The organism is Bradyrhizobium sp. USDA 4474, from assembly GCF_054057515.1.
Genome location: NZ_JBSRZJ010000002.1, coordinates 2,093,817 through 2,117,593 on the forward strand (window position 1 = coordinate 2,093,817; position 23,777 = coordinate 2,117,593).

The 23,777-nt window shown below is 54.7% G+C and carries 17 protein-coding genes and 1 tRNA gene; 10 read left to right on the forward strand and 8 right to left on the reverse strand.

Annotated features, from left to right (window positions below; genetic code table 11):
- Positions 1–5: 5 nt before the first annotated feature.
- The 4 genes from ACVW16_RS11675 to ACVW16_RS11690 form a co-directional block, all read right to left on the reverse strand.
- Positions 6–3,524 carry a DEAD/DEAH box helicase gene (locus ACVW16_RS11675; protein WP_456737439.1) on the reverse strand — a complete coding sequence of 1,173 codons (3,519 nt, stop codon included), beginning with the start codon at positions 3,522–3,524 and terminating at the stop codon, positions 6–8.
- On the reverse strand, positions 3,508–4,281 hold the full coding sequence (locus ACVW16_RS11680; RefSeq protein WP_456699370.1) for a Hachiman antiphage defense system protein HamA: 774 nt from the start codon (positions 4,279–4,281) through the stop codon (positions 3,508–3,510). The genes ACVW16_RS11675 and ACVW16_RS11680 overlap by 17 nt, the downstream gene beginning before the upstream one ends.
- Positions 4,282–4,578: 297 nt before the next feature.
- Positions 4,579–5,370 (reverse strand): Shedu immune nuclease family protein, encoded by a 792-nt coding sequence (locus ACVW16_RS11685; RefSeq protein ID WP_456699371.1) that lies wholly within the window; start codon positions 5,368–5,370, stop codon positions 4,579–4,581.
- Positions 5,371–5,387: 17 nt separating this feature from the next.
- Positions 5,388–6,578: a hypothetical protein gene (locus ACVW16_RS11690; RefSeq protein ID WP_456699372.1), complete on the reverse strand. Its 1,191-nt coding sequence runs from the start codon at positions 6,576–6,578 to the stop codon at positions 5,388–5,390.
- 157 nt (positions 6,579–6,735) lie between these two features.
- Here ACVW16_RS11690 and ACVW16_RS11695 point away from each other — a divergent pair, with 157 nt between their 5' ends.
- Complete coding sequence (locus tag ACVW16_RS11695) at positions 6,736–8,247, forward strand: ApeA N-terminal domain 1-containing protein (RefSeq protein ID WP_456699373.1); 1,512 nt, start codon at positions 6,736–6,738, stop codon at positions 8,245–8,247.
- A gap of 800 nt (positions 8,248–9,047) precedes the next feature.
- Here the strand turns inward: ACVW16_RS11695 and ACVW16_RS11700 are convergent.
- Together ACVW16_RS11700 and ACVW16_RS11705 are read right to left on the reverse strand one after the other, a co-directional pair.
- Positions 9,048–9,122, reverse strand: a tRNA-Glu gene (locus tag ACVW16_RS11700).
- A 606-nt stretch (positions 9,123–9,728) separates the two neighbouring features.
- On the reverse strand, positions 9,729–10,589 hold the full coding sequence (locus tag ACVW16_RS11705) for a GIY-YIG nuclease family protein (protein ID WP_456699374.1): 861 nt from the start codon (positions 10,587–10,589) through the stop codon (positions 9,729–9,731).
- Between the two features lie 1,233 nt (positions 10,590–11,822).
- On the opposite strand from ACVW16_RS11705, the gene ACVW16_RS11710 reads away from it, so the two are divergent.
- The 9 genes from ACVW16_RS11710 (at position 11,823) to ACVW16_RS11750 (ending at position 21,857) form a co-directional block, all read left to right on the forward strand.
- The gene (locus tag ACVW16_RS11710; protein ID WP_456699375.1) at positions 11,823–12,497 is read left to right on the forward strand and encodes a recombinase family protein; all 675 of its coding nucleotides are present in this window, start codon (positions 11,823–11,825) and stop codon (positions 12,495–12,497) included.
- Between the two features lie 221 nt (positions 12,498–12,718).
- Positions 12,719–14,779 carry an ATP-binding protein gene (locus ACVW16_RS11715; RefSeq protein WP_456699376.1) on the forward strand — a complete coding sequence of 687 codons (2,061 nt, stop codon included), beginning with the start codon at positions 12,719–12,721 and terminating at the stop codon, positions 14,777–14,779.
- A gap of 55 nt (positions 14,780–14,834) precedes the next feature.
- The gene (locus ACVW16_RS11720) at positions 14,835–16,016 is read left to right on the forward strand and encodes a DUF6884 domain-containing protein (protein ID WP_456699377.1); all 1,182 of its coding nucleotides are present in this window, start codon (positions 14,835–14,837) and stop codon (positions 16,014–16,016) included.
- A 14-nt stretch (positions 16,017–16,030) separates the two neighbouring features.
- Complete coding sequence (locus ACVW16_RS11725) at positions 16,031–17,725, forward strand: SIR2 family protein (protein ID WP_456699378.1); 1,695 nt, start codon at positions 16,031–16,033, stop codon at positions 17,723–17,725.
- Positions 17,722–18,171, forward strand: a complete 450-nt coding sequence (locus ACVW16_RS11730) for a nucleoside 2-deoxyribosyltransferase (protein WP_456699379.1) — start codon at positions 17,722–17,724, stop codon at positions 18,169–18,171. Before ACVW16_RS11725 ends, ACVW16_RS11730 begins: the two co-directional genes overlap by 4 nt.
- The gene (queC, locus tag ACVW16_RS11735; RefSeq protein ID WP_456699380.1) at positions 18,168–18,866 is read left to right on the forward strand and encodes a 7-cyano-7-deazaguanine synthase QueC; all 699 of its coding nucleotides are present in this window, start codon (positions 18,168–18,170) and stop codon (positions 18,864–18,866) included. Before ACVW16_RS11730 ends, queC begins: the two co-directional genes overlap by 4 nt.
- Positions 18,757–19,752, forward strand: coding sequence for a hypothetical protein (locus tag ACVW16_RS11740; RefSeq protein WP_456705357.1), 996 nt, complete (start codon positions 18,757–18,759; stop codon positions 19,750–19,752). The genes queC and ACVW16_RS11740 overlap by 110 nt, the downstream gene beginning before the upstream one ends.
- 492 nt (positions 19,753–20,244) lie before the next feature.
- Positions 20,245–20,610: a hypothetical protein gene (locus ACVW16_RS11745; RefSeq protein ID WP_456699381.1), complete on the forward strand. Its 366-nt coding sequence runs from the start codon at positions 20,245–20,247 to the stop codon at positions 20,608–20,610.
- Between the two features lie 53 nt (positions 20,611–20,663).
- Positions 20,664–21,857, forward strand: coding sequence for a hypothetical protein (locus ACVW16_RS11750; protein ID WP_456699382.1), 1,194 nt, complete (start codon positions 20,664–20,666; stop codon positions 21,855–21,857).
- A gap of 55 nt (positions 21,858–21,912) precedes the next feature.
- Here ACVW16_RS11750 and ACVW16_RS11755 read toward each other — a convergent pair whose 3' ends face one another.
- Positions 21,913–22,146 carry a hypothetical protein gene (locus ACVW16_RS11755; protein WP_456699383.1) on the reverse strand — a complete coding sequence of 78 codons (234 nt, stop codon included), beginning with the start codon at positions 22,144–22,146 and terminating at the stop codon, positions 21,913–21,915.
- Complete coding sequence (locus tag ACVW16_RS11760) at positions 22,143–23,396, reverse strand: hypothetical protein (RefSeq protein ID WP_456737436.1); 1,254 nt, start codon at positions 23,394–23,396, stop codon at positions 22,143–22,145. Before ACVW16_RS11760 ends, ACVW16_RS11755 begins: the two co-directional genes overlap by 4 nt.
- Positions 23,397–23,777: the final 381 nt, after the last annotated feature.

Sequence of the window (23,777 nt, forward strand, 5' to 3'; positions counted from 1 at the left end):
GCGTCCTACTCCAACTGGCTGGGTACGAGGTCGGCCGGACCGACATATGACATTTCAATCCTCGTGCGATCTCCATTTACAGAGGCGCGCAGCAGACCACTCCTTTCCGTATGAAGAGGGCTTGTCAGCGATCCCAGTAGTTCATGGTCCGGGGACAGTATCTGAAATGTATCGCCGTCCTGGGCATTCACAATGCGAACCGCGGTGCCGGCTGGAGGGGGATTGTTGCTATCCACCCAGTTTGCGCTATCCGAATAGGTCCATGATTTCCATTCGGTGCGATCTTGCGGAACGTAACTCGATAGAAAGCCCACCCAAATGGCATGGCTCGTCTCGGTCGGCCATGCCGCATCTCGGGAAAGAGCTGTTACTTCGTCTGATCGAAGCCACTCTTTAAGACCCTCGGACGTATCGAAGTAGGCGTTGGTATCGGTGATCGCTTTTATTGCCGCAAGGCGCGACGTGAAGCCTGCTTGCATGAGGATTGCGGCGGACCTGTTCAGCGTGCCTGTCTCGATAGCTGGCACTGCAAGACTGAGCTCATAATCATCTAGGTCCGTTCCATCATCAAACTTGTCGCCGCATGCAAGGGCGCGAACGCGGATAGCCTCCATTCCCCACGGTAGCCGGTAAATCAGGGCCTCTTCGACAAATCGCAGGACATCCGCATCATTCTCCGCCAGCACCGCAATAGGCTCCCCCAGGAGCCATGCGCGAAGAATGTCGCGCCAGTTGGCAGGCTGAACGTTGGGCTTGAATGGCAAAATGTCGAAGAGAAGTTCGGCCAGTGCCGTAATAGCTGTTATGGCCCCTTCGTTGTCGCCCGTGAGGACCGCTCCGTTCGCTTGCAGCAGCGGCTCGTTGGCATTTGGGGCAATTTCATCCAGCTTTTTGCCGGTCTCATATCCTACGCCCGCCAAGAAGTAAGCTCGGCGCTGCGTCGACGTGGAATTTTGCCAGAGAAATTTGGAGCGGCTTAAGAGGGCGCTCTTATATATATGCTGCACTTCTTCACGCCTTCGAGTGAGCCGTCGTTCCCACAATGATGAGCTTAAGATAGCGTCGAGTTGGGTAGGTACTTCGTCGTCGGGCACTTCGTTCTCGCCCATGAGGCTCAAGATGGCGGTATCAAGCGTGGTCAAATACTGTTCCCAGTCGCGTAGGGCTACGGCTCTGCGCTCTGCCGACTCGCCAGCAACCGTGGGAAAATCCCAAACTTGCGCGTTGTTGAGGACATATTCGAGCAATTGAGCAAGATCGCCTCCTAAACTCGAATACATGCGCTGTACGAGAGAGATGATTAAGCGGAGCAAGCCGCTTTCCATTTCGCGGCCCTGGTCGCCCGCTTTTAAGGTTTCCCATTGGGCTGAGCGCTGTGCATTTGGCTCGAAGAATGGAAGCAGAACGAGCCCATCCACATCGACGAAAGCTCGTCCGGCGCGCCCTATGACATTACGAAATTCCGAGGCCTCGATGGGCTCTCTGTTCCGAATAATGCCGTGCATCACAATTGTTGTCGCCGAGAGATTAAGACCCTGGGCGAGGGTTGGCGAGGATACTGTAACCTTGAGAACGCCGTCTCTAAGGAGCTTTTCAACTTCCTTCCGAAACGGGGTGGGGAGTGCGCCGTGATGGATTGCCACGCCAAGTTTGAGGCATTTCAAGATATCGTGGTCAGCGCCCAACCATTCGGCACCGATAGCGAGAGCAACAGCGATATGGTTTTCGTTCACGCCGAGCAGCGACGGCAATAGCCCATACCCATGTAGCTTTACTATCGCGGTCGCATAGGGCTCAACCGACCTACGCTCCGGACAGTAAATCAGGACGGTTTGTCCATCATCCGTAAGCCGCCACGTCGTGGCCAGAACCAGTTCCCGGTGATCGGAGGGAAACAGTTTGCGCCGTTGCCCCCTTGTAGGGGCTCGCGACGAGAAAAAGCCGGGAACAAACGGATTCTCATTTCCAACATGGATATTCATACGGGCACGATTTGCCGACCATATAATTTCGCCAAATCGTAGCCGCGTCGGCCGCCATGCGCTCTTGACGAGGCTCTGCCCGTCATCGTTGCTGAGCCAAGCAACGAAATCGTCAAGTTGGTCGCCTTCGGGTAAGATGGCGGATAGGCAAATGATGCGTCGATTATCAGCATCGGGACGCTTCAAGAGGCGCTGGATTTGAACCTCGTAGCGCACTTCGCGCTCGCCTAGTCCAATCATATGACCTTCGTCGAGAATGATGAGGCCGACATCGTCGAGGAGCGACGGCTGGTTTCGCAGGGCAAAGTCGAGCTTCTCCGGTGTGGCAACCACGATGTTTCGCGAGCCGAGTGCATCCGTCTCAAAATCGCTCGTGCCAATGCTTCCGTAGAGGGTCGAGATTGTCTTGCCTAAAGGCCCGAAGGTGCGGTGTAGGGTATTCTCAGTCTGAGCGGACAAGGCCCGAAGTGGTGTCACGAACACTACGCGCTTCTCTGCGGACAAACAGCGAAGAATACAGAGTTCGGCAATACGCGTTTTTCCTGCGCTCGTCGGAAGGGAGACGACCAAATCGTTGCTTTCATTTATGGCTTTTGCGGCTGCATCAATTTGGGACGGCCAGAGATCAATTTCCGACCGGGGTCGCCGATACAAAAGGGAAATGAACAGTTTTCTCAGATCTGCCCAGCGCGCCTCATCGGGTGTGTTCGGCAGCAAGGGGAGACGTGCATGGAAGCTGGATGACCACAGATCATCAATGATGTTTATGGCAAGGCGGTACGTCCACCATTGAGGTAGTAGATTTACTTCGGTGCATATTTGCAGCCCTACGCGAAGGCGCTCAATCGCCTGGGTAATGTATTCCTGTTCACCACGTTCCACCGCGAATAAGAAAAGACCCATCCCGGCAAGGAAATTGTCGATAATCGCTGCACCAAGGGCATCGATGACATAAGAGCCATCTTCGGGATCTGGCGGCTCGCCTTCTGTCGCGGCGTCCCAACCATCTTGGAGGGACTGCGCGATGTTTTCGTCCGTGCCGGGACCATCAATGCGCCACGCAATGATTTCGGACTCTAGGGCGGCCAAATCCCGAAGGATTAGGCTGGCAAGGCAGCGCTCTATCGGGGAGAACGAGGAGTCCCGCTGCCCGTGGGACAGAAGCGAGTAGGCCCGCGCGGAAAACCGGCCCAGGTGATATGCGCCGGCAGCGACAATGTAGTGGAAACTGCGCGTGTCATCAGCTCGTACCCCTTTTAAAAGTACGCCTTCAAGAGCCATGCCTGCATACTCGAATGCTTGGCGCGCGATCACTTGATCGCCCCCTGCTTCCTTCAAGCGCAAACCCATTCCGAGCAGTGAATAAGCGTAGGACAGCAGGTCATATGAGAGCGTTGGGGTGAATGCAGGAGAGCCAGGTGGAAGCACGCCGTCCTGCCAAATCATGGATCTCGCTTCACCACGATCGAGCAATCGGGCGCGGAAGCCGGGTCCGACGGCCTGGCGGATACTGTTTTGCAGTTCCTCAACCGTTGTCGCCATCGGCAATCACCTTCTCGTAAACGTCCTCAATGAATTGCGCGTGGCCGGTAATTCTCAGGCCCACGCTAAATTGCTCCATCGTACCGGCGTACTGCTGGAGATCGGTGCGAAGAAAATTCGTTGGGTCATTGCCAGTGAATACGAACAATAGATGGCAGACCTGATCGGGAAGAATGCCATCGGCAAGCTGGGCGTCGTCAATCTTATTGGAAAGCTCGACTTGCCCTAGTTCACGCAAGCGGTCAGCAACGAACGCCAGAGCGTGGGGTGATGGCAGGCCCCCGTCGGCATTCAAGGATATTCGGGCTGAAGCGACGACATCTGTTTGAAGCTGCGCGCGGCTTTTTGATTCTGCCTTTAGAAAATCGAGAGGGCTGCCATCGTCCGGAATGCGGACCGCCAGTAAATCGTCACCGCGCATCGCCATCTCGCGATGGTCTTTCCATCGCAAACGCTTGATAGGCACGGTGAAGGTCATTTTCTCGGCGACGTATTCCGTGGCCAGTATTTCCCCGAGGTCGCCGGATCGGATACGCGAGCCTTCTGGAAGTTTTTGCTGGATAAAGGCGGCCGACGCCGGTTTGCCGAGGCGCTGAAGTAGATCCGCAATGCGTTCTTCCGACGCGTAGTGTGTTGGTACACAAAGCGCAGTCGCGTCCCGGCCGACCTCACGACTTGCGGCTATGCTCGTCAGGACCGTGAGGTTGTGGTTGCCAACGGCCTCTTCCTGTTCTTCACACCAATCCGCGAATGGCACTCTTCCCCCCAACCCAAAGCGGTTCCAGCATTCAACTCTGGATTACGCATATCGCGCGCGCAACTCTAGCCCACGCTCCGGGGACCACGCATATTTTTTGGCGAGAACGCGGGCCACTCGGCGTTTGCCATGCTCGAGGGGCGTCAAATAGAAAAACTGCTGTGCTTCAATAAGTTGCAGGGAGCTAGCCCGAGTGCTTCGAGCCCGCCCGTTTCGAACGACACCCTTCCCCATCTACGACGAAGGATATGATCGGCTCGCCGGACTGCTGATTCGGCGCTGTCCAGAACACCAAGATCAGTTAGGCCTAACACGGACGAGCGATGCGGCCCGGCTGAGCGCTTCTTGCCGCTGGCCGTCATCGCCCAGGACGAAGTGATTGGATCCACCCTTGCTCAGCTTTGCATGAAGCGCTTTGCTCACGCGAAGCTGCGTCGGCTCCATCCACGCATACATCCCCGCATCCGTGATCTCGTCGGAGAGGATATCGATGAACTGATTGTGCCGACTACCCACTGTGAGCTCCTTTTTTTGGTTGAGACCCTCAGCAAGACTGTCGAACGTGATGATTTTGAAATCGTCAGTTTCGGCGGCCTTTACAAGCCGCCTACGATTTTCGTTGCCCGCGTATTCCGCGCGACGACCGAAGACGAGAACATATTTGTTGTAGGTCGGATTTCGGGCCATATGCTGTGGGACCTGAATGGCGCTCACTGTGGCCAAGAAGCCAGATTTGTTCTGATCCGAAAGAAACCAAGCTTTCCACTGATTAATCTGCTGCTGCGCACGCAGAAAATCGCCATGGAATTCGTTAGTGTTGCCTTTGAAAAACCGAGACGTGGGTTTTTCCAGTTCGATGAAAACGGCATTCCAGTCGTCCGAGCTTTTCGAAAAATAGAAAAAGTCTGTTTTGTAATCGGCCCCGAATGGAATCTTGCGAAGAACAAGACCTAATCCGATGCCGTGATTCTGCACGAACTCTCTCGGAATAAGATGCGTATTTTGCTCTAAGAAAGTTTGATAAACTTGCTCCTCGTGCCCTTCATTGAGTAGCTCAAGGAATCTCGCTTTCTTCGCTTCGCAATCCATCCTGCCTCCATTCGGAGCTACCAAATAACGTCCAATTCGTCATCATAATGAGCGCAGGGCATCATACCCTGTACGACGGCGTCTGGAAGAATCCGCGTCGGGCGATGCTTCGCAACGTAGTATCCCGGGTAAGCATCGGAAATCACCTGATCGAAGAATATCCGGTGCTGTTTCGAGAGGCACTCGGCTATTTCCGTCAGAAAGATGTGAACACCTTCGTATTCGGCAAGAACCTCGTTCGGCGCATGCAACGCTTCGAGATTTTCAAAGAATGTTTGAATGTTGTTGCCAGGATTCACAAAGAGCGGGCGCCGTCCTTCGAAATATACCGTTTCAATCCGCTCGGCCACCGGATCGACGTTACCATGTAGCGCGAAGTTGCGCTTGTTAACGACCCGCATAAACGTCGCATAGGCTTCGGTGGATACGTCAACGCGGCGTTCGAACCCATCACAATGCTCACTAAGGAGCTTCAGACGCTCTGGTATAGAAGCCCGGATAAAGGCCCGATATCGGTCTTTATCCAGCCGGACGGCATCCTTGCAGAAAAACAAAATGACCATGTTGATGAACGCTTCAACCATGATGGGCGTGAGAAGTCGAAGCATGAGGCTGGCGCGATAGAGCTTGTCAGCCCGCTCCCTCACTTTGGTCATTGAAGATTTGGCCGCTTCAAGGCCGTCCTTATCTGGATTAATTGCCGGCCATTCGTAAGGTGGAGCTTCAACTATCTCCGCATGCAGATCGGCACAATGGCCCGCTAAGCTAACGTACTTGTTCTGAAATACGAAATACTTCTCGAACGAGTGCAGCATCTCCGATTTTTTGGCGGCAATGCGGGCGAAGTCCCTCTTAATCGCCTGAATGAGATCCTTCCAATCGCTATCGGTCAGCCGTTCGGAGATAATGATCTGTATCTCGCGCGATGCACCAGCAAAATAGAGATCGACTTCGTCGATCTTTATATTGAAATCCCAATGAACGAGATTGTCGCTGCTGTCGCGGCGAAGAAAATTCTGAAAGCCGTTTGGTTCGCCAAAACGAGCGCGAAGGTAGGCATAGAGATCTACTGGCTTTAGATGTTTTCGCACGACCAGTATGGAAGACGCCCCGGACGGCCTTCGGTCTCGCTTGGCACTAAGAAAATCTCCCACCTCTTTGCGTGTCGCAACGCGCCAGTTTTCAACGTTGAGGCTAGCAGGAGGCATTCGGGGGGCCTGTGGAGGGAGAACGAAAGCGAACAGTCTATGCTATTCCAAGCCGAAATTCACTTCGGCCGTGACGATGGGCCTTGAAGAACCCCTTGTTGAAAGAGCTTTTGTCGCCAGAATATCCGATTCTATGGTGCATCATCTGCGAGGATCTATGGACGAGTTTAGAAACAAGCCGTTGGTAGGCGCATGGTGGCTTCCTGGGAAGCCCGAAGATATTTTTAAGGGACGACTTACGATCCGCGACGACAACAACGGTCGACTGGTTCTGGACGGCACTCAAGAGCATCTTGCCAAGCTTCCTACCGGCGAGACGCAACCCACTTTCTATGGTCGTCTGGAGGCGGATTATTCTTATAACGTTACGGTGTTCGACGCGGCGCTGAGACGGGGGCCAAGCCATTCGTATCCCAAAGACCCATTGAAAGAGACGATTGCAGAGTATGCCACGCATACGGTGCTTGTTGGCGGACACATCGCAAGTGAGGATGAGGTGTTGTTCGACGGCACGATTTTCAAGCTCACCGGCCTAGATGAATGGTGCGACGCGACCGGATTTACCGGCCACCACGAGAATACGACACCCAACGAGTTGGCAACCGGGAGCCTGACCGTTGCCTTTCAAGAACGGGCGACGCCACGATATGACCTGGGCAACGGGAGCTCGTTGCGCTTTCTTTCGGAGTATGCCGGGCCGCGCCAATTCGAGAACTCCAAGCAAGTGACCTTGAAGGAACGAAACACCATCGAGCTAATCTCTCCGGCCGCGCTGTCGATCAAAACGATAGTTCAAGAACTGCACATATGGCAGAGCTTTCTAACCTTTGGCCTTCGGCAAGCCTCGTATACCGACGAGGTCTATCTGCTGCGCCGCACATCGCGCGGCTACGATCGTTTCGGTCTTCTTCTGTCTGGGCGTAAGATTGCCGAGCCGCGCGTCCGCAGAGAGCGAGATACTCTATTCCGTCAATCGACGTTCAGTAACAAGATCGAGGAACGTTTAAGAGGCTGGAGGCAAAAACACGATCAGATCGACCTCGCCATCTTGATTTTTTCCGGTGCGGCCTATCAAGATTCCGCGTATGTGCACACGAACCTCTTGACCTACTTGCAAGCCTTGGAGGTGCTGCATCGTGAGCTCTATAAAGCAGACCGATTTCCCGACGACGTAACAAGAAAGGCAACGCTTAAGGCGCTGCGTGATGCTATTCCAAAGACGCTCGATCCCTCGTTGCAGAAGGAATTGAGCGACAGTATCCAGTTCGTTGGAGCGGTGACACTCCTTGATCGGCTAAAGCAGCTGTTCTCTCTATACCCGAGAAGTCTCACGCCGTTATTTCGTCGCGGCGACGACGACATGGGTCTGCTGAAAGACGTTCGAAACTTCCTCACGCACTATGGAGGGAAGAAGACACTTACAAAAGACTTCCTGTGGTCGCGAGACGCAGTTATCTTGAAAGAAAAGGCGCACCTGTTCCTTGAGATTTGCCTGCTTGGTGCGATGGGCATGTCCGATGACGAAATCCAGGAGTTGGTCTCCAACTTCGAGCCTTACCTGGACTGGCGGATGGAGACTTCGATCGAGTTCATGAATGAGTATCTCAAAATCGTGGCAGCGAAAAATCAGACACAAGGCTCTACCGAGGTGACCGGTGATCCCGGATGAAACATCGAGATGGACAGAACATTGGCTGAGGTCGATCGGCTGATGATATTGACGCACTTCGCACAACGATCGAATACTTAGCCGCCAATTTTTCTCATTAATATTCCAATGCGTACCGTGCTCGGGATCGGGGCCGATATATCGGTAATGATGGCGAGACAATTTACGGTAGGCGCCGCTCAAGGCAGCGTTCCGCAACTTCGCGGGGGCGCATGGGTTGCGCTTCACACAAGACCAACGCCGGAGGCGCTGCTCGCGCGAGGCTGATCCGCGATCTACCGGACTTCCAACGACCATGGCCGACGGCCTACTGATGTCCAACGACACACTGAGGAGCAGCGGATCATGTTCTACAATGCTGGCACCAGCAGCGACCATTGCGCGCACAGCTTCCGCACGATCGCGTCAACCCCTCAACGAGAAGGGCCGCACTTCCCAATGATGCGGTAGAAGCCCAACTCGCCACGACCGATCAGAGAATGCGGCCAAGTGGCGTCCGGGGGTGATTCACGTGGCATCGAAAGCACCGCCCGAGAACGTTAGTGAAAGCGGGATACATTGTCATCCCAGGCGCGACGTAGCGGCAAATTCGCACTGAGAATGATCGCAGCGCCAACTCCGGCACCTTCTGGTGGCGCTGACCGCGATCCGCTTCGCGCTTCGCGTTGGGTATCGACTATGACGGAAAGCTAGGTGATCCGATCGGGAAATGGTGTGCGGGAGTTCGCCAGCGTTCGTCGGCGCTTATTCAACGGATATTCGACGACTTTTCGTTGAAAGCTCTAAGGTGTTGAAATTACTGGCGCTCCCTAGGGGAATCGAACCCCTGTTTCAGCCTTGAGAGGGCCGCGTCCTAACCGCTAGACGAAGGGAGCGTTTGCTAGCGAGATTGCGGCCGAAACCGCCCTTCCTTCGCCCTTTGCTCCCCGCAGCTTCTCGTCCACGTAGTCTACCAATGGACAAAACGTAGCAGCGAAACGTAGCAACGTAAGATAGCCAGCACCCGTTGAGGACCGTGCCGATCTCGCCAACTTAGTCAGAAGGATCGGTCTCAGGATCTTCGGAAGCTGGGTCAATCTTACGGCAGCCCCACCCGTTCCAGCTATGCAACTTGTCGCGGTAAGCCACGACTCTCAATGCGCTCCCATTGCGCGGCAGGCCCTCCCGAGCGGCAAACGCTGTCCAGTCCTCGACGAAAACCGTTTCGCCACTAGGACGAGTGACAAGATAGGCGACCTTGGCTCTAGAGGGCGCGGGATCGAGGTTGAGGGCTTGGCCCAGCGTCCATCCTGCCTTCTGGCGAGACCGGAAGGAATTGACGGACACGGAATAGGCAGCACATAGCTCCGCTGCCCCCCGATAGCGCCTTCCTTCGACTTCGAACGAGGTTACTCGCTCATTGCGCTCTGGAGCGGCCTCTTTGCCGAGGGCTGCATCCAACGACCACCCCTGTCTGAGCCGGTATGCAAGCGTAAACGCATTTATGTTGAACGCCTTGGCCAATTCTGCCGAGCTTCGGTACAGCTTCCCTTCGTATTCGATCGAATTACGTGGTTTTCGGCTGGGTTGTTTTCTCTCAAAGAAGGGTGAGCCGAAAGATTGAATGCCTGATCAATAGTCCACCCTCCTCGTAATCGGCTCTCGATCAACTTGTCATTTAGATCGTATGCGCGACACGCTTCCAGCCTGCTCGCAAATTCCTCACCAGCGACAACGATGGCGTTGGTGTTTCGGTTTTTGAGGCCGAAAGCTTCGTCTAACGACCAGCCCATCCGGTTGATGCGCATATCAACAATACGCTTGTCCACTGAATAATGCTTACATGCCGCAAACAGGGACGGGAATAGCGTCCCGCCGATTGTCACCTCCTTGCCTCCTATCTCCCGATTAGGAGGTGGCGCAATTCCCACGGCCTGTTCTATGGTCCAGCGGCCAGACTGCATACGTTTCTGCAGCGTGATCGGGAGGATACCGTACGCATCCGCAAGTTCCGCCAAGCTCCAGTATTCTTCGCCCTCAACGATCCTGAGTTGACGGCCCTCCTGAACGGCCCCTCCCCTGTTCAGATTGTAGCCATTAGGAGCGAGAGAATTATAAACGCCGATGTAATGCACCTCCAGGGACGCAAGCTCGGCAAGGGTCTTAGCAGTCGCTAACAACTTTATTGCGAACGCGCCTGCTCCGAAGTCTCGGATCGCTTGCTGCAACGAACCGGCTGACCCTTTGCCCGCCTCGGCCGTTTTGACGTGGTTGTAGGGACGGTAGTCGGTGGTTCGTCTCGTTATACCGACATAGACCTTCGAGTTCCTCTTGTTCGAAATCAGATAGACTTTGCCGTCCACAGGCCCCTCGCCACCCAACGAATCTTCACAGCTCCCTATCATCAGGAGGCTTCTGTGCGTGACTTATTCGCGCGTGGAACTAAAGATTTCTGGATAAAAGATCTTTTCCCTATAACGCCGAACAGAATGCACAGGACCAAGCCCGCGCCCTTCTTCCGTTGAGTGGGACTTAATTTGGGACCAGTTGCGCTGTTTGGGCTCTAGATTTTGAGCAAAAATCTGAGCGCGTAACGCCATCCTCGCGTGAGCCAGTTCCCCCCCACTGGGGCCGCGCTATGACCCGGTGGGCCATCGACAGCAGTACCATCAACTGTGCTCTTAGTCGTCGAAGGTTGGCCCGGCGTATTGCCGTTGTCCGATGCGGCTTCGACGGTAGGCCGGGTAGAGTGTGTTGTCTCCGAAAAGCGCGTCAAGATGACGCCATTCTCGTCTGCCGCAACTTCGACCCCGATGAGCGAGTTGGAAGCTTCGGCGTGAAATTCGCCTCGTTCCCATTTCGACAGAGGACGAAAGTAGGTGGGATTCGGTGTGCTCAGGTCCCACCGCCTCTGCTTTTCCCGCCAGTGATACTCATCGCTCCCGTCAACACGGCGGAAGCCCGAGCGGCCGCTGCTGGCCTCCCATCGCTCCCGGTCCTCTTTGATGCGCTGAAAGAAACGATCCAAGGCGCTAGGCTCGCTCTCGTGGGCGAACCACTGCGCATCGTGGAGGATGTCTTGGGGACGCTTGAGCCATTCCTGCTTGCTTTCATCCCACCTCAGGAGGCCCAACCCACCATTCTTACCGACAACCACCTTTCCGTACTGAACTCCACTCCTGTGAGAGGGCGTGTAGACCAGATCACCCGCAACAAGATTGGCAGCGCATCTGACTTCCCGCTCGCCTTCCCTACAAAGGATGGTCGCGCTTGAGATCGCACGCACTCTGCCCTCCGGTCCCTGAGGACCGATAGCACGGCCGGAAGCTCGCCCCTCACCCACGCTTGTCACCTCAACAACCCGGCGGGTGTTATCTGGATTGATAAGGACGAGGCGGTCCCCCTTCTTCAGATCACGGTATCCCGGCGGTCTCAGCCTACCCATGCAAACGGTCTCCAATGGCCAACTCGGGCTAGCAGAGAAGCTGCCCAGGACCATCCATACCTTCGGGGCCATTCCGGTCCATGACCAACTTGACTACCGCGAAAGCTACCTTTACATCGGTGTCAACGTTCGTTGATTGGGATGTAATAACATGACCGAAGGGGTGTTTGTCGCGTACTACCGGGTCTCAACGAAGGGACAAGGCAGATCGGGCCTCGGCTTGGAGGCGCAGAAAGAGGCCGTACGCTTGTATCTCGCTGGTGGTCGATGGTCGCTCGCGGCAGCGTTTACGGAGGTGGAAAGCGGAAAGCGAGATGACGACCGCCCGCAGCTTGCCAAGGCGCTCCAGGCTTGCCGGGTCTACGGCGCCAAGCTCGTCATCGCCAAGCTCGACCGGCTCTCCCGCGATGCGCACTTTCTGCTCGGACTGGAGAAAGCCGGAGTTGACTTCGTTGCAGCTGACATGCCCCACGCTAACCGGCTCACCGTGGGTATCATGGCTATGGTCGCGGACGAGGAGCGCCGTGTGATCTCAGAGCGTACACGGGCGGCACTCGCAGCAGCTAAAAGGCGAGGCGTCAAGCTAGGCGGTGATAGAGGGGCTCAGCTCTCTCGCGCTGCCAGGAAGGCCGGCAGAGAGGCGCAGATAACCCGGGCGAATGAAAGGGCAGCGGACCTTGCCGACATTATTCGAGAGCTTCAATCCAGCGGGACTAAGTCACTCAGCGGGATTGCTAGGGCCCTGACCGAACGGGGGATCCCCACTCCTCGCGGTTCAGCGGTATGGGCGGCTGTGCAAGTGGCCCGAACGATGGCGCGGCTATAGCGGCCGGCGGCACCGGAGCAATGCGGCATGTCATTGTGCATTTTCATCTCCATGCCTCCCTATCAGCCTTTCGAGATGCGACGCCGCCAAAGTGCAGGGTTCGTCTTCCTTGAAGAAACGACTTTACGTTGCTAGAAATATATCAGCGATTTGCCCGCCCTACGGTCTCATTCCAATTTTCAGGCTGTTCACAATGGCCCCGAGCCACCCATGAAATCACAATGGTCGTCTTAACTCTCAAGGCAAAAAACGATCATCTACAGAGGGTCGCGAGCACCCGCGACAACATCAAAGCTATTGCAGAGTATGTCTGGAACGCGCTCGATGCCGACGCCACTGAGATCAGCGTCGATCTCGATCGGACATCACTCGGCGGCATCGTCGCCATTGTGATACGTGACAATGGTTCGGGCATTTCACAGAGCCGCGCGGAGCACGACTTCGAGAGTCTTGGGGAGTCTTGGAAATTGCACGCCTCACGGACGGCGAAGCGTGGCCGGGCGATCCACGGAAAAGAAGGCCAAGGCCGATTACGCTTCTACTCGCTGGCACAGAAAGCCCGCTGGACCTCGGTCTACGAGACCGACGAAGGCCGCTTTCAGATCACCATCGAAATCAGCGCCGACCATCTTCAGAACAGTTCGGTGACAGAGCCCGTTCCTACCTCCAATGAGGAACCAACGGGAACGGTCGTTGAACTCTCACCGCTGAAAAATACATTCGACTGGCTCGGCGGCGAAGATGCGCGATCAGAATTTGATTCCATCTTTGCACCCTATATATTGCAATACCCTGACGTTAAGATCACCTACGATCAACGTCCGGTCGATCCAGCAAAGACGATCGAGCATTCCCATCAGTTTCCTACTCAGCCTATCATATGCCCGGACCGCACAGTAAGCGACCTCACTTTGCGTGTTATCGAGTGGAAGTCGCATATTGCCGAACGAAAAATCTACTTCGGTGGAGAAGCGGGCGTTGTCCTAGGCTCTCTTCCTGCGAGTGTCACGGCACCCGACTTCACCTTCTCGGCCTACGCTTACTCACCATTCTTTAACGAGATTGCCAAAGCTCATCTTCTTGAGTTCGACGGCGGACTAACAGATCCGGCCTTTGCCAAAGTACTTGAGTACATTCGCGACACCCTAGGGGACTACTTTCGTGCTCGGAAAGCAGAGAAATCCGGTGAGCTCATTCAGGAGCTGAAGGATGCCGGTGTCTATCCCTACGAGGGAGACCCTCGCGATGAAATCGAGCGGCACGAACGGCAAGTTTTCGATATAGCCACTCACGCCGCAGTTTCATACTCTAAAGACTTCAAGAAGGCCGACAATCCCTTAAAAAAGATTGCCCTGGGCCTCCTCAAAGAAGCGCTAAAAAACAATCCAGAGTCCGTAACAAGGATTTTGAGAGCGGTTTTTAATCTTCCAAAGGTCCGGCAGGATGAATTCTCTCAACTTCTTGAGAGAACCGAGCTAGGCAACATCATTTCAGCTTCCGGCTTGGTCGCCAACCGCATAGTCGCGCTAGAGGTTCTTCGCGAGATTGTTTTTGAGCCTAGGCACCGCACCACCATCAAGGAACGAGGCGAGCTCGACGCGCTCGTCCGAGACAATACATGGATTTTCGGTGAGGGATTTCACCTGACCATGGCCGAGGCTGGCCTAACGAAGATTATGGACCGCGTATCGGCGGAACTTTCTTTGAAACGAAAGCGGGGCGCTAAGGTACGTAAGCCGGACGGACGGATCGGCCGAATCGATTCATTCTTGGGACGAGTGGTCCCTGGAGAGAACGCCAAGCATCATGAATACTTGCTGATCGAATTGAAACGTCCGTCTTTGGAGATAGGCAGGAAAGAAGTCGATCAGCTTGAGGACTATGTTAATGCGATTCTAGCTCAGCCGGATTTTATAAACACCTCCACTCAATGGCACTTCTTCCTTGTGACGACCAAGTATGACGACGTTGTCAGGCAGCGCATCACACAGGAGAACCGCCCCGCTGGATTATTCATTGATAAGCCCAATCACAGAGTATGGATTAAGTCGTGGGCCGAGCTGATTCGAGAATGCGATGCGCGGCTTAGGTTTGTGCAAGAGAAGCTTCGTATCGAAGTGTCCGCCGAGGAGATTCAGGAGAGAATTTCTCGACTGAAGGCGTCAGTGCTGAAGACTCCCGATCAGGCAAAGGTCGAAGAAGATCAAACGAATGAATTTCCGTTTGACTTCGACAATGTGTCGACTGCTGGCGGCAATGCACAGCAACCACAGACCCGCTGATGAACCCGGCAAATCATTCGCCTCTTCCACAGCTGCATCCCGCGCCCAACGTCCAATGAAACCACCCGACGAACCAACGTCCCTGGCTCGGTTAGCGCTTACCAGCGCCGCTTCTATTCGTCCCGATGTAGGGCGTTTTTTTGCGCTTATCTCCTGCAGTAAAAGCAAGGGTGGCCATCGGGACATTGCCCGGGACATGTATGTGTCTCCTCTGTATCGTAAATCTGTTCAGCTGGCTGAATTATGGGGAGTCCCTTTCTATATTTTGTCGGCCAAGTACGGCTTGCTGCACCCTGATGAGTTAATCGAGCCCTACGAGCAAACACTCAAGACAGCCACCAAAAAGGAAAAGCAGGATTGGGCCCAGCGTGTTGACCGGCAATTACGCGAGCTGCCGCGCAAGCAGTTCATCGTTCTCGCCGGAGACGATTATTTTGCACCGCTTGTCGAGGCGGGCAGCAGCGAGCCGTTGAATTACTTTGCACCAATGCGCTCTCTTTCTTTAGGGACGCGTCTTTCGTTCTTGAATGAGGCTATTAGGATTGAGCGACGGCGTGAGGCGGTTAGACAGGCGTACGAACTTTTCGAGAGAATGGCAGCATCGCGGACACCGCCTCGTTTAGGCGACCTACTGGCTACCGACCTTCCAACGCACGGTGTGTATTTCTTCTTTGACGAGACAGAGACCACCGAGTTCTCGAACAATATCCCACGACTTGTTCGAGTTGGAACGCACGGAGTTTCCGCAGGATCGACAGCCACGCTTCGGAATCGGCTACGAACGCATTTTGGCACGAGAGCTGGACAAGGCAATCATCGGGCCTCGGTTTTTCGCCTTCACGTTGGACGGGCCATCATCGAGCGAGAGAATCTCCAAGATCAATTTCCAGATTGGGGCAAAGGACAATCCGCGCCTCGGGAGATTACCGATCGCGAGGCGGCTCTGGAGGCGAGAGTCTCCAGTTATATCGGAAGTCTTCGAGTCCTCGCTATTCCGGTGATTGACACCGCCGGCAAGAGCAGCATGAGGGCAACAATAGAACGCCAATTCATTGCGATGTTCACAGAGGGCTTTTGTCCAATCGAGCCTGCGAGCGCGGATTGGCTTGGACGGTTTTCTGACAAGCCAAGCATCAAAGAAACAGGCCTATGGAACGTTCGAGATGTCGGAGAACATTACGACCTGAAGTTCCTGACCTTGCTTGAGGCCTATCTGGTTAAGAATAGTCACCGCTAGCTGCGGAGCAGTACATGCCTACCGAAACTCCCCTCGCTATCGCCATCCAAGAAGAGCCCAGGCTGCCGCTTTGGCTTACGCATCTTTGGCAGCGAGCATCCGAACACAGGCGCTTAGGTCTGATATTGGGTGCCGGCGTGTCGTTCGATGCAAAAGTGCCATTATGGGGCAAGCTGGTCAGCCGTTTAGCGGAGGCAGCAGGAATCTCGGAAAAAATTTTATCGCAGCACCAGAAGGAGCGTTTCCCAGAGACGTTTCTTGCTGAAATCCTCTATCGGCACCACCACGCGGACCACTCCAAGGCCGCGGACAACCCTGCCGACCGATTTCACGAATATCGCGTTAATTCCGCGTGGAAACAGAAGATACGGGAGTGCCTGTACAGAGATGTCGGCGACAAAACGTTCGAAGACATTGCTAAAGAGCACATCTATCTAAAAGGCCTAGCCAGTCTTGTGTGCAAATCGGGCTTCACTGTGACCCTGAATTTCGACGATATCGTCGATCAAGCAGTGACTGCGCATGTCGAGGACATTCTAGTTGCCGCGCCTGACACTCCCATTGCTAATCCCGAGATCATCTATCATCCAAAAGTCGAAACACGGAAGCACGCTCCGGTCATATACCATATCAACGGCAGTCTACCTCGCGACCAGCCCCGCCGCAGCAGTGCGCACGTAGTGCTAACAGAGGACGCATTTGCTGATGTGATGCTTTCTCCAAATTCTCACAACGCAGAATACGTCATCAATCAGTTCGCAGTGCGTACCTTCATTTTGCTTGGCCTCTCTTTGAGCGACAACTCGCTAAAGAATATTCTCAGATCCAGCGCGAAACGAAATCCCGCCAACCATCACTTTATTGTACTTCACGAATTGGATGACAGCCCTAGATCGCCGGAGGTCCGAGCTGACATCTTCGAAGTGAATCTTCACGTTTACAATCTGATCACGATATTCTTGACCACAGCCCAACATAAGGAATTCATTGATATCCTGAACGCTTCGTCGGCGGCCCAATTCGATGAGATGCTTCTCGCGCTGGGGGCGAAAAGCACCATGCATAGAAAGTATTACATCGTTGGATCCGTCGCCTCGGGAAAGAGTTCGACGATCGATGCGTTGCGTTGCTTCACAACATTCGAAGAGTTCAGCGGGCGCGTCCCGAAACAAATGTATCAGGACGACACGAGTCTAACCCCAGATGAACAGAAGATTGTCGATGACTACCTTTTCCCTAGGCTGATCGAGAAAAATAGAAATATGATGCGCCCCAACTCGGGCATACGCATCATGGATCGCGCTTTCCTTGACTTATTCGCATTCTCGAAGAATGGGGACAAGGTCGAAATCAAGAGAAAGGCCCTTGAACTAAAGACCCGGATTGAACAATACAAAAAGCCTTTCGAGGATGGGCATCTATTTTTCCTAGGGGCGTCGCCCGACGCTCTCGAAGAGCGCCTGTTGCAACGTAGCTCCTCGAAAGAGGCCGACGGAAAATTCGGCTTCGAGTTGGAGACGCTTAAAAATCAGGATAAGGCTCTTAGGAAAATCTACCAGATTCAAGATGGGCAAGTGCTCGATACAAGCCACCTCACTACTGGGGAAGTCGCCAAGGCGATAGCCAGGAAAATCCTGCTTGATGATTACCAAGAGTTTCCGTTCGCAAAGCGCCTCGAACAGATTATTGACGGGGACGGAGCACTTTGATCTCTAACCGTCCCAACGTTTATCTTGCTGGTCCGCTTTTTTCGCCTCAAGAGCGGCAGTGGAACGTCCTGCTCCGCGACAGTTTGATGGGTTTTGCCGACGTTTATCTGCCTCAAGAGGACGGCGCTCTTCTCGTTGACCTCATCGCGAGCGGCATGTCTGTCCAAGAAGCTAAGAGCTCTATCTTTGCGACCGACATCCGCGCGATTGATCGATGCGACATTCTTCTACTCGTTATGGACGGCCGGGTAATCGACGAAGGAGCGTGCTTTGAACTTGGATATGCCTACAGTCGCGGCAAACTTTGCCTCGGCTTGAAGACGGACGTCCGGGCACTGCTCCCTGTCGGCGATAATCCCATGATCGATTGTGCGCTTCGTAAGATTTTTCGCGATGTAGATTCCGCTTGTGATTGGATTCGACAACGGCGTTGGGAACAGCAATGAGTGCATCGGCCGCACTTGTTCTATTTTCGGGCGGACAAGATTCCGCAACCGTCGTAGCTTGGGCGCTCAATAACTACGATAGGGTTGAAACGATAGGGTTTGATTACGGCCAAAAACACAGCGTAGAGATGAAGCAGCGTGCCATTTTCCGGTCTCGCCTCGTCGACCTATTTCCCGATATGGCTTGTCGGCTGGGACCGGATCACATAGTAGCGTTGGATCTAGCGGGTCAAATCGCGGGCAACATACCGACGTTTGACGCATCTCGAAGCGAGATGCTTTCGAGGAAGAAATATATTCCCGGTCGGAACCTCATTATGATGTCGTTGAGCGCAAGCGTGGCTTTCCGCCGCGGAATAGATGTGTTGGCTTGCGGAGTCAGTGAGACCGAGTATTCAGGCTACCCGGATTGCCGGCGCCAGGCTATGAGCGCGATAGAAAAAGCGCTCAACGAGTCAACTGGGTTCTCATGGTCCATACAGTGCCCCCTCATGGATCTCGACAAAGCCGGCGTCTGGAGGTTGTCTCGCGATCTTGGCAGCAGCACGTTGCTTGAACTCATCCGAGAAGAGACCCACACATGTTATGAAGGGGTCAGGGAAAGGCGGCACCCCTGGGGATACGGGTGCGCCCAATGCGACGCTTGCCGGCTTCGAGAGAAGGGCTGGCGGGAATTCATGGCAGCGCCAGCCTAGCAAAATCAGCCGTACCATCCATGGACATCTGCACCCAGACCTCATCGGCGAGCTGATTTCAGTTGCCTCGGTGCATCAAGAGGCAGCTATGGGCAAAAAATTCGCTTCATTCCTTCTGATTCTGACCGCCAATTTCGGAAGTTGTGACTCCGCCCATGCGCTGGGCGGCGCGGTCCGGGCCTGCTTTTCGCAAAAACAAACAGAACTCGACGACGGCATTAGTCAGGCGGATGTGATCGCTAAAGCTATCGTACATGCTTGCCGCACAACGATCTTAGAAGCCACTACCAAACGACATACCGCCAGCACTGCGACTGCACTAAGTATTTTGGCTCGTGAGTTGGAAGTGACGCTCGAACCCGACGCTATTGAACTCATTCTAAGAGCCCGTAAGAAAAGTATTCATCCGGCAAATCAAGAGCGGCTTCTGCCGAGCTATAATCTTGGCGACCTTCTTCCGATTGGGAGCACTCGGTTTCAAGCAGGAAAATGCTCAGCTTGGGAATGCGAATACAAAGAGGTGAAAGGCGATCGGGAAGAAAAGATTGGTGTTGCGCCGTCGAAAAACTATCGAGTCATAAGTTCGTTCGTATTGACGCATCCCGCCAACGAAACGTCGTGTAGAGCTGCTGTAGATGACTATCTCACCGCCCGTGGATTGGTCGACTCACGACAAGCTATTCAACAGACCCAGGTGGACCAAGATCCTCTCCTGAAGGGCCTTCGCGTGGTCGCCTACTACAGAACCCAAAAGGGCGGCATTTCGTTTCATGCTGGCTGTTTCATTTGGAACGGGAAATACGAGGTGCAACTATCTGAAACCGATACCGGGACTACGTCAGGGCTTATCGATGACGTAGTGCGAGGAACCCTCAGCCCAAACTAATCGCCATTCGGTTTCTCGTAATCCACCGATCCCAGGTCCTGCCGCTGGGTCGCACTGGCCCAACAAGAGGGACGACACGCCAGGGTCAGTCACAGATCGACTCTGCGGAATCTGCGACGTAGCTCCGGTCCCCGCCGCTTCCACTTGCGCAACTATTACGCTAGTGTAACTGATTACGCAATTTTAACTTTTGCCTGCGTCCAAATCGATTAGAAACCGTTTGGCGCCCACGTGCGGCGGTGCCACGTCGTAGCAATCTTCGTCCGTTTTTCACGGTATGGCTGCAAAAGGTGCGGCCAGCGAAGGAACCGTCATGCGTTCGTTCTGCTGCTCTCAAGGCGGCGCGGACTCTCGCGGTGGCCACTCATCGATTTGTTCGAATCATTCTCCCGAAAGCACCGCCATGGCCAAGTACAGCAGCAGCACCCGATCGGCGAAGGGAAGACCTCAGACCTTCAAGCAGCCCAATGCACGGGGTGGGGACTGTTAGCCGTGGGTGACAAGGGGTTTACAGAAGCCGAGCGGCTTGAGCTTTTGAGGAGCGGTAAGACGGCCTGCATCATCTGCGGGGACGTTATGGACGCTTTTGGCGGCGGCAAGACGCGCAAGAAATACTGCTCGGTGAAGTGCAAGGATCGAAGTAGAAAAAAGCGCATCAACGACGACGCCCGGTCCATGGGAGCCGAGTGCTACCGCATCTGGCTCGCTCTCCCGAAAGGCGAACCGCGAAAACTCACATTCATCGATGAGCGGCTTGAGGTGTCAGCATCTTCGATACCGACAGCGGCGCTATCAAGACGGTTCGAGACGGGCTTGCACAGGAGCACGGCTCGTTTTTCGAACCTGTGGTTCGTCTGACCGAGCTACACGACTACGCTGAATCGATTTGGCGATCTGCATCAAGCAAATCCGTGTTCGATATTCTGCCCCACACCGAAGCCACGGACTTGGCTTGGTTCGCATCCGCAAGAGCCAACGAATATGTAAAATCGCGTGATGAGCGCATGAAGCAAGTCTTCGGATTCGCTCGGGCCTTGGCAAACGGGTTCGCCTTCCTGGCCCGCTACGATGCTTATGGCAATGGCGCAAGATTCGTCGGTTATGACATGAACTTGCCGCTCACTCCCGGAACAATCATCCTTGATGCAACGGCGGATATTGACGGCCTGTCGCTAATAGCAAAGCATCGCAGCCCGGTTGTCGTACCTCAAGTCGATTTTCGTCAACTTACGATTACTCACATCGATCCAGAACCTTTGATCATCGCTGGTAAGCGCAAGAAGCTGAAGATCAGTGATGTTGCTAAACGAGCCGATCAAGCGCGACCTTACGCCCAATGGATCCTGGATACAGCAAAGCAGCATACTCGACCAGGCGAACAGATCCTTATTACGACCCACAAGGCTCTTCTCGATCATGAGTATCTGCCCTCTAATTGCGACTTCTCGCAACCTTACGACCTCGAAGGCAGGCAGGTCTGCTTTATTCATTGGGGAGTGGGCATAGGCTCGAACCGATGGAAAGACGCAACTGCCGTGTTCCTATTTGGCGAGTTCCACAAGCCAAGAAGGACAATGGTCGCGGCCGGATTAGGTTGGCGAGAACAACAAGCGACGGAGAGCTCTCTTGCACCGTACCAATGCTGGAATCGGAAGGACGGACCTCTGCTTACTTTGCAAGAGGGTGACCTATGCCGGTGGTTGAAGCAAATGGCCATGAGGGGAAACGCCCGCAAAATTGACGCAGATGGCGTCTGCGGTGCGCAGCGCCTCTACGTCACTGGAGAATTTGACCGGCTCATTCGCCACAAAGACCGAATGTTTCCAGGCGCGACCGTGATCATGGACGAGCCGGGTCTGCGACTTCAACGCGGGGGGACAGAGGCACTCGTCGCGTTGCTGTACGGGACACAGGCTGACATCATCACAGTGCCGGAGGTAAAGGAAGCAACTGGGGTTGATCTGCAACACAACAGGATGCGCTTCTTCGCGAAGCCTGCGGTCAAGGAAGCGATCAAACAAGGGCATTGGGACTTCATGCCGGGCGCGGGACGCGGGCGCGTAGGTTGCTTCATTCGTACGCCCTCGGTGGCGACTGATTTCTAAGAATCAAAACGATTGCCGGAGGCACCCTCGCAAAGGGACTCCGGTCAATCGCGCTTCAGCGGTGATCGACAAAATCAAGGCCGTCGAAGGACACCTTAGCAATCTCAATAGCTAGTCGAGTAAGCGGATAACCCGTATCTCTAATTCCATCAGCATCGCGCTTCCGACCGTACCGTGCTCCAACGCTGCTGTTTGAATGACCGACAAGGTGGTTGATCACGACCTCGTCAACCCCGGCAGCGCGGCCGAAACGCTTGAACGTGCCCCGGAACGAATGAAACTTCTTCACGGGATCATCAACGACATGGTGTGCAAGTAGCCGTTGAACCACTCGCTCCATTTGTTGGCGCGGCTTGCTAACTTGCTTCTATCTTCAAATCCGGGCCAAAGGCTCGACAGCGGGCCAACTGCCCTGCGACGCTCCTCCACAAATGACAGGAAGCCGAGGCGCACCAGTTCAGGATGGATCGGGACACGCCGGATTGACGATAGGGTCTTGATTCTCTTATCGCCTTCACGGTCGAAACGGAACGTCCACAGATCGGTGTCCGGGTCTCTGGCGATGTCTTGAAGCAATAGCTGGATTACTTCGGTTCGGCGGGCACCTTGAAACAGAGCTACCAACGGTGCCCACATTGCGGTCTCGCCGCGCCCCCGCGTCGGACGCACACTGGCAGCGAAAATTGGGCTCGCCGCCAGCAATCTCAACTCATGCTTGGTGAACGGCTCGTAATAGTCTTCATCGGCGGAATCGATGTCGAATGCAACGTCAAAAGGATTGCGCCATCCTGTCCCGTCGAAATGGCCATCCTGTTCAGCACGGGCAAGCACTGCGCCAAGCAGGGTCAGCGACTTGTTGATGGTCGTTGCAGATCGCGGTTCGTAGCCGCTCAGATCGCGTTGTAGGAGGTCCGGCAACGTAAGCTGCTTCATGTCTGCGGGAAGACCTTTGGGTATTCGGCAGATCGCCTCCCGATACTCACGGCCATGTCCCTTGTTGATGTGGTGTATGGGCAAGTCTTCGAACAGCTCAACAAACCTACGGCGGGCAGTGTCAGCCTCGGTGATCGTATTCGGAGCCGGTGTCCTTGTGCCCTTGGCGCTGCCACCTCGCGACCAAGAATCGAACGCTTGGGTTATCGTCAATCCTTGCCCGGTCGCTACCGCCCCTGAGCTGACGATCCGGCTCGGAGCCGATGCCGGATGAAGCAGACCGACCGAGCCAAGTTCAAGCCAACTCCCTTGTGTCGCGGCCGGGGAGTCATGTTCGCCGTTGGTCAAGAAGGCCCTCGCGACCTCGAACACGCTTGCATGTTGCGCGATTTGAACACCGAGACGTTGCTTGGCTTCTCGCTCCACCGTCGTTCTCAAAGACAACCACACAGCGGTCTTGAGGTGGCCACGTCGAACGGGGCTTTCGAGCCGCTTGATGTTGTCGGGAATCGAGGGTGGCAACGGCTGGCCTGCGATGTCGTCAGGCAGATCGATTTTGAGCCAGTAGATTCCGTTACGTCTGATTAGGTGCGAGACACGCGGCATTCATTGCTTCCCGTAGCACGAAGACGTAGCAAACGGAGAAGCTGCACCGAATAGTGCCAGCGATGTCAGGCAGTTAGGAAGAAATGGCGCTCCCTAGGGGAATCGAACCCCTGTTTCAGCCTTGAGAGGGTAAAGTCGATCCGCATGGTGTCCTGCGACGGAGGCCGTGCCGAGGTCAGCCCCGCTCGTCTGCATGAGCAGGCGCCGCTGCACCAGTTTCGCACCAGAAACGACCCGGCCGCGGCGCAACGAACTCGATCGGATTCCAACAAAAAGTTAGCATATTCAACGAAGCTAGCCGCTGTCCCGCCGCTCATAACGGTCTGGTTGCAGGTTCGAGTCCTGCCGGGCCCACCACGCTTCGCCCTTCTGGCTACGCGT

What these genes read in the sequence shown, in the direction of transcription:
- ACVW16_RS11760 (WP_456737436.1), bottom strand. Translation starts at nt 23,396, where the DNA reads ATGCCGCGTGTCTCGCACCTAATCAGACGTAACGGAATCTACTGGCTC.
- ACVW16_RS11725 (WP_456699378.1), top strand. Translation starts at nt 16,031, where the DNA reads ATGCCTACCGAAACTCCCCTCGCTATCGCCATCCAAGAAGAGCCCAGG.
- ACVW16_RS11720 (WP_456699377.1), top strand. Translation starts at nt 14,835, where the DNA reads ATGAAACCACCCGACGAACCAACGTCCCTGGCTCGGTTAGCGCTTACC.
- ACVW16_RS11690 (WP_456699372.1), bottom strand. Translation starts at nt 6,578, where the DNA reads ATGCCTCCTGCTAGCCTCAACGTTGAAAACTGGCGCGTTGCGACACGC.
- ACVW16_RS11695 (WP_456699373.1), top strand. Translation starts at nt 6,736, where the DNA reads ATGGACGAGTTTAGAAACAAGCCGTTGGTAGGCGCATGGTGGCTTCCT.
- ACVW16_RS11740 (WP_456705357.1), top strand. Translation starts at nt 18,757, where the DNA reads ATGAAGGGGTCAGGGAAAGGCGGCACCCCTGGGGATACGGGTGCGCCC.
- ACVW16_RS11685 (WP_456699371.1), bottom strand. Translation starts at nt 5,370, where the DNA reads ATGGATTGCGAAGCGAAGAAAGCGAGATTCCTTGAGCTACTCAATGAA.
- queC (WP_456699380.1), top strand. Translation starts at nt 18,168, where the DNA reads ATGAGTGCATCGGCCGCACTTGTTCTATTTTCGGGCGGACAAGATTCC.
- ACVW16_RS11715 (WP_456699376.1), top strand. Translation starts at nt 12,719, where the DNA reads ATGGTCGTCTTAACTCTCAAGGCAAAAAACGATCATCTACAGAGGGTC.
- ACVW16_RS11710 (WP_456699375.1), top strand. Translation starts at nt 11,823, where the DNA reads ATGACCGAAGGGGTGTTTGTCGCGTACTACCGGGTCTCAACGAAGGGA.
- ACVW16_RS11675 (WP_456737439.1), bottom strand. Translation starts at nt 3,524, where the DNA reads ATGGCGACAACGGTTGAGGAACTGCAAAACAGTATCCGCCAGGCCGTC.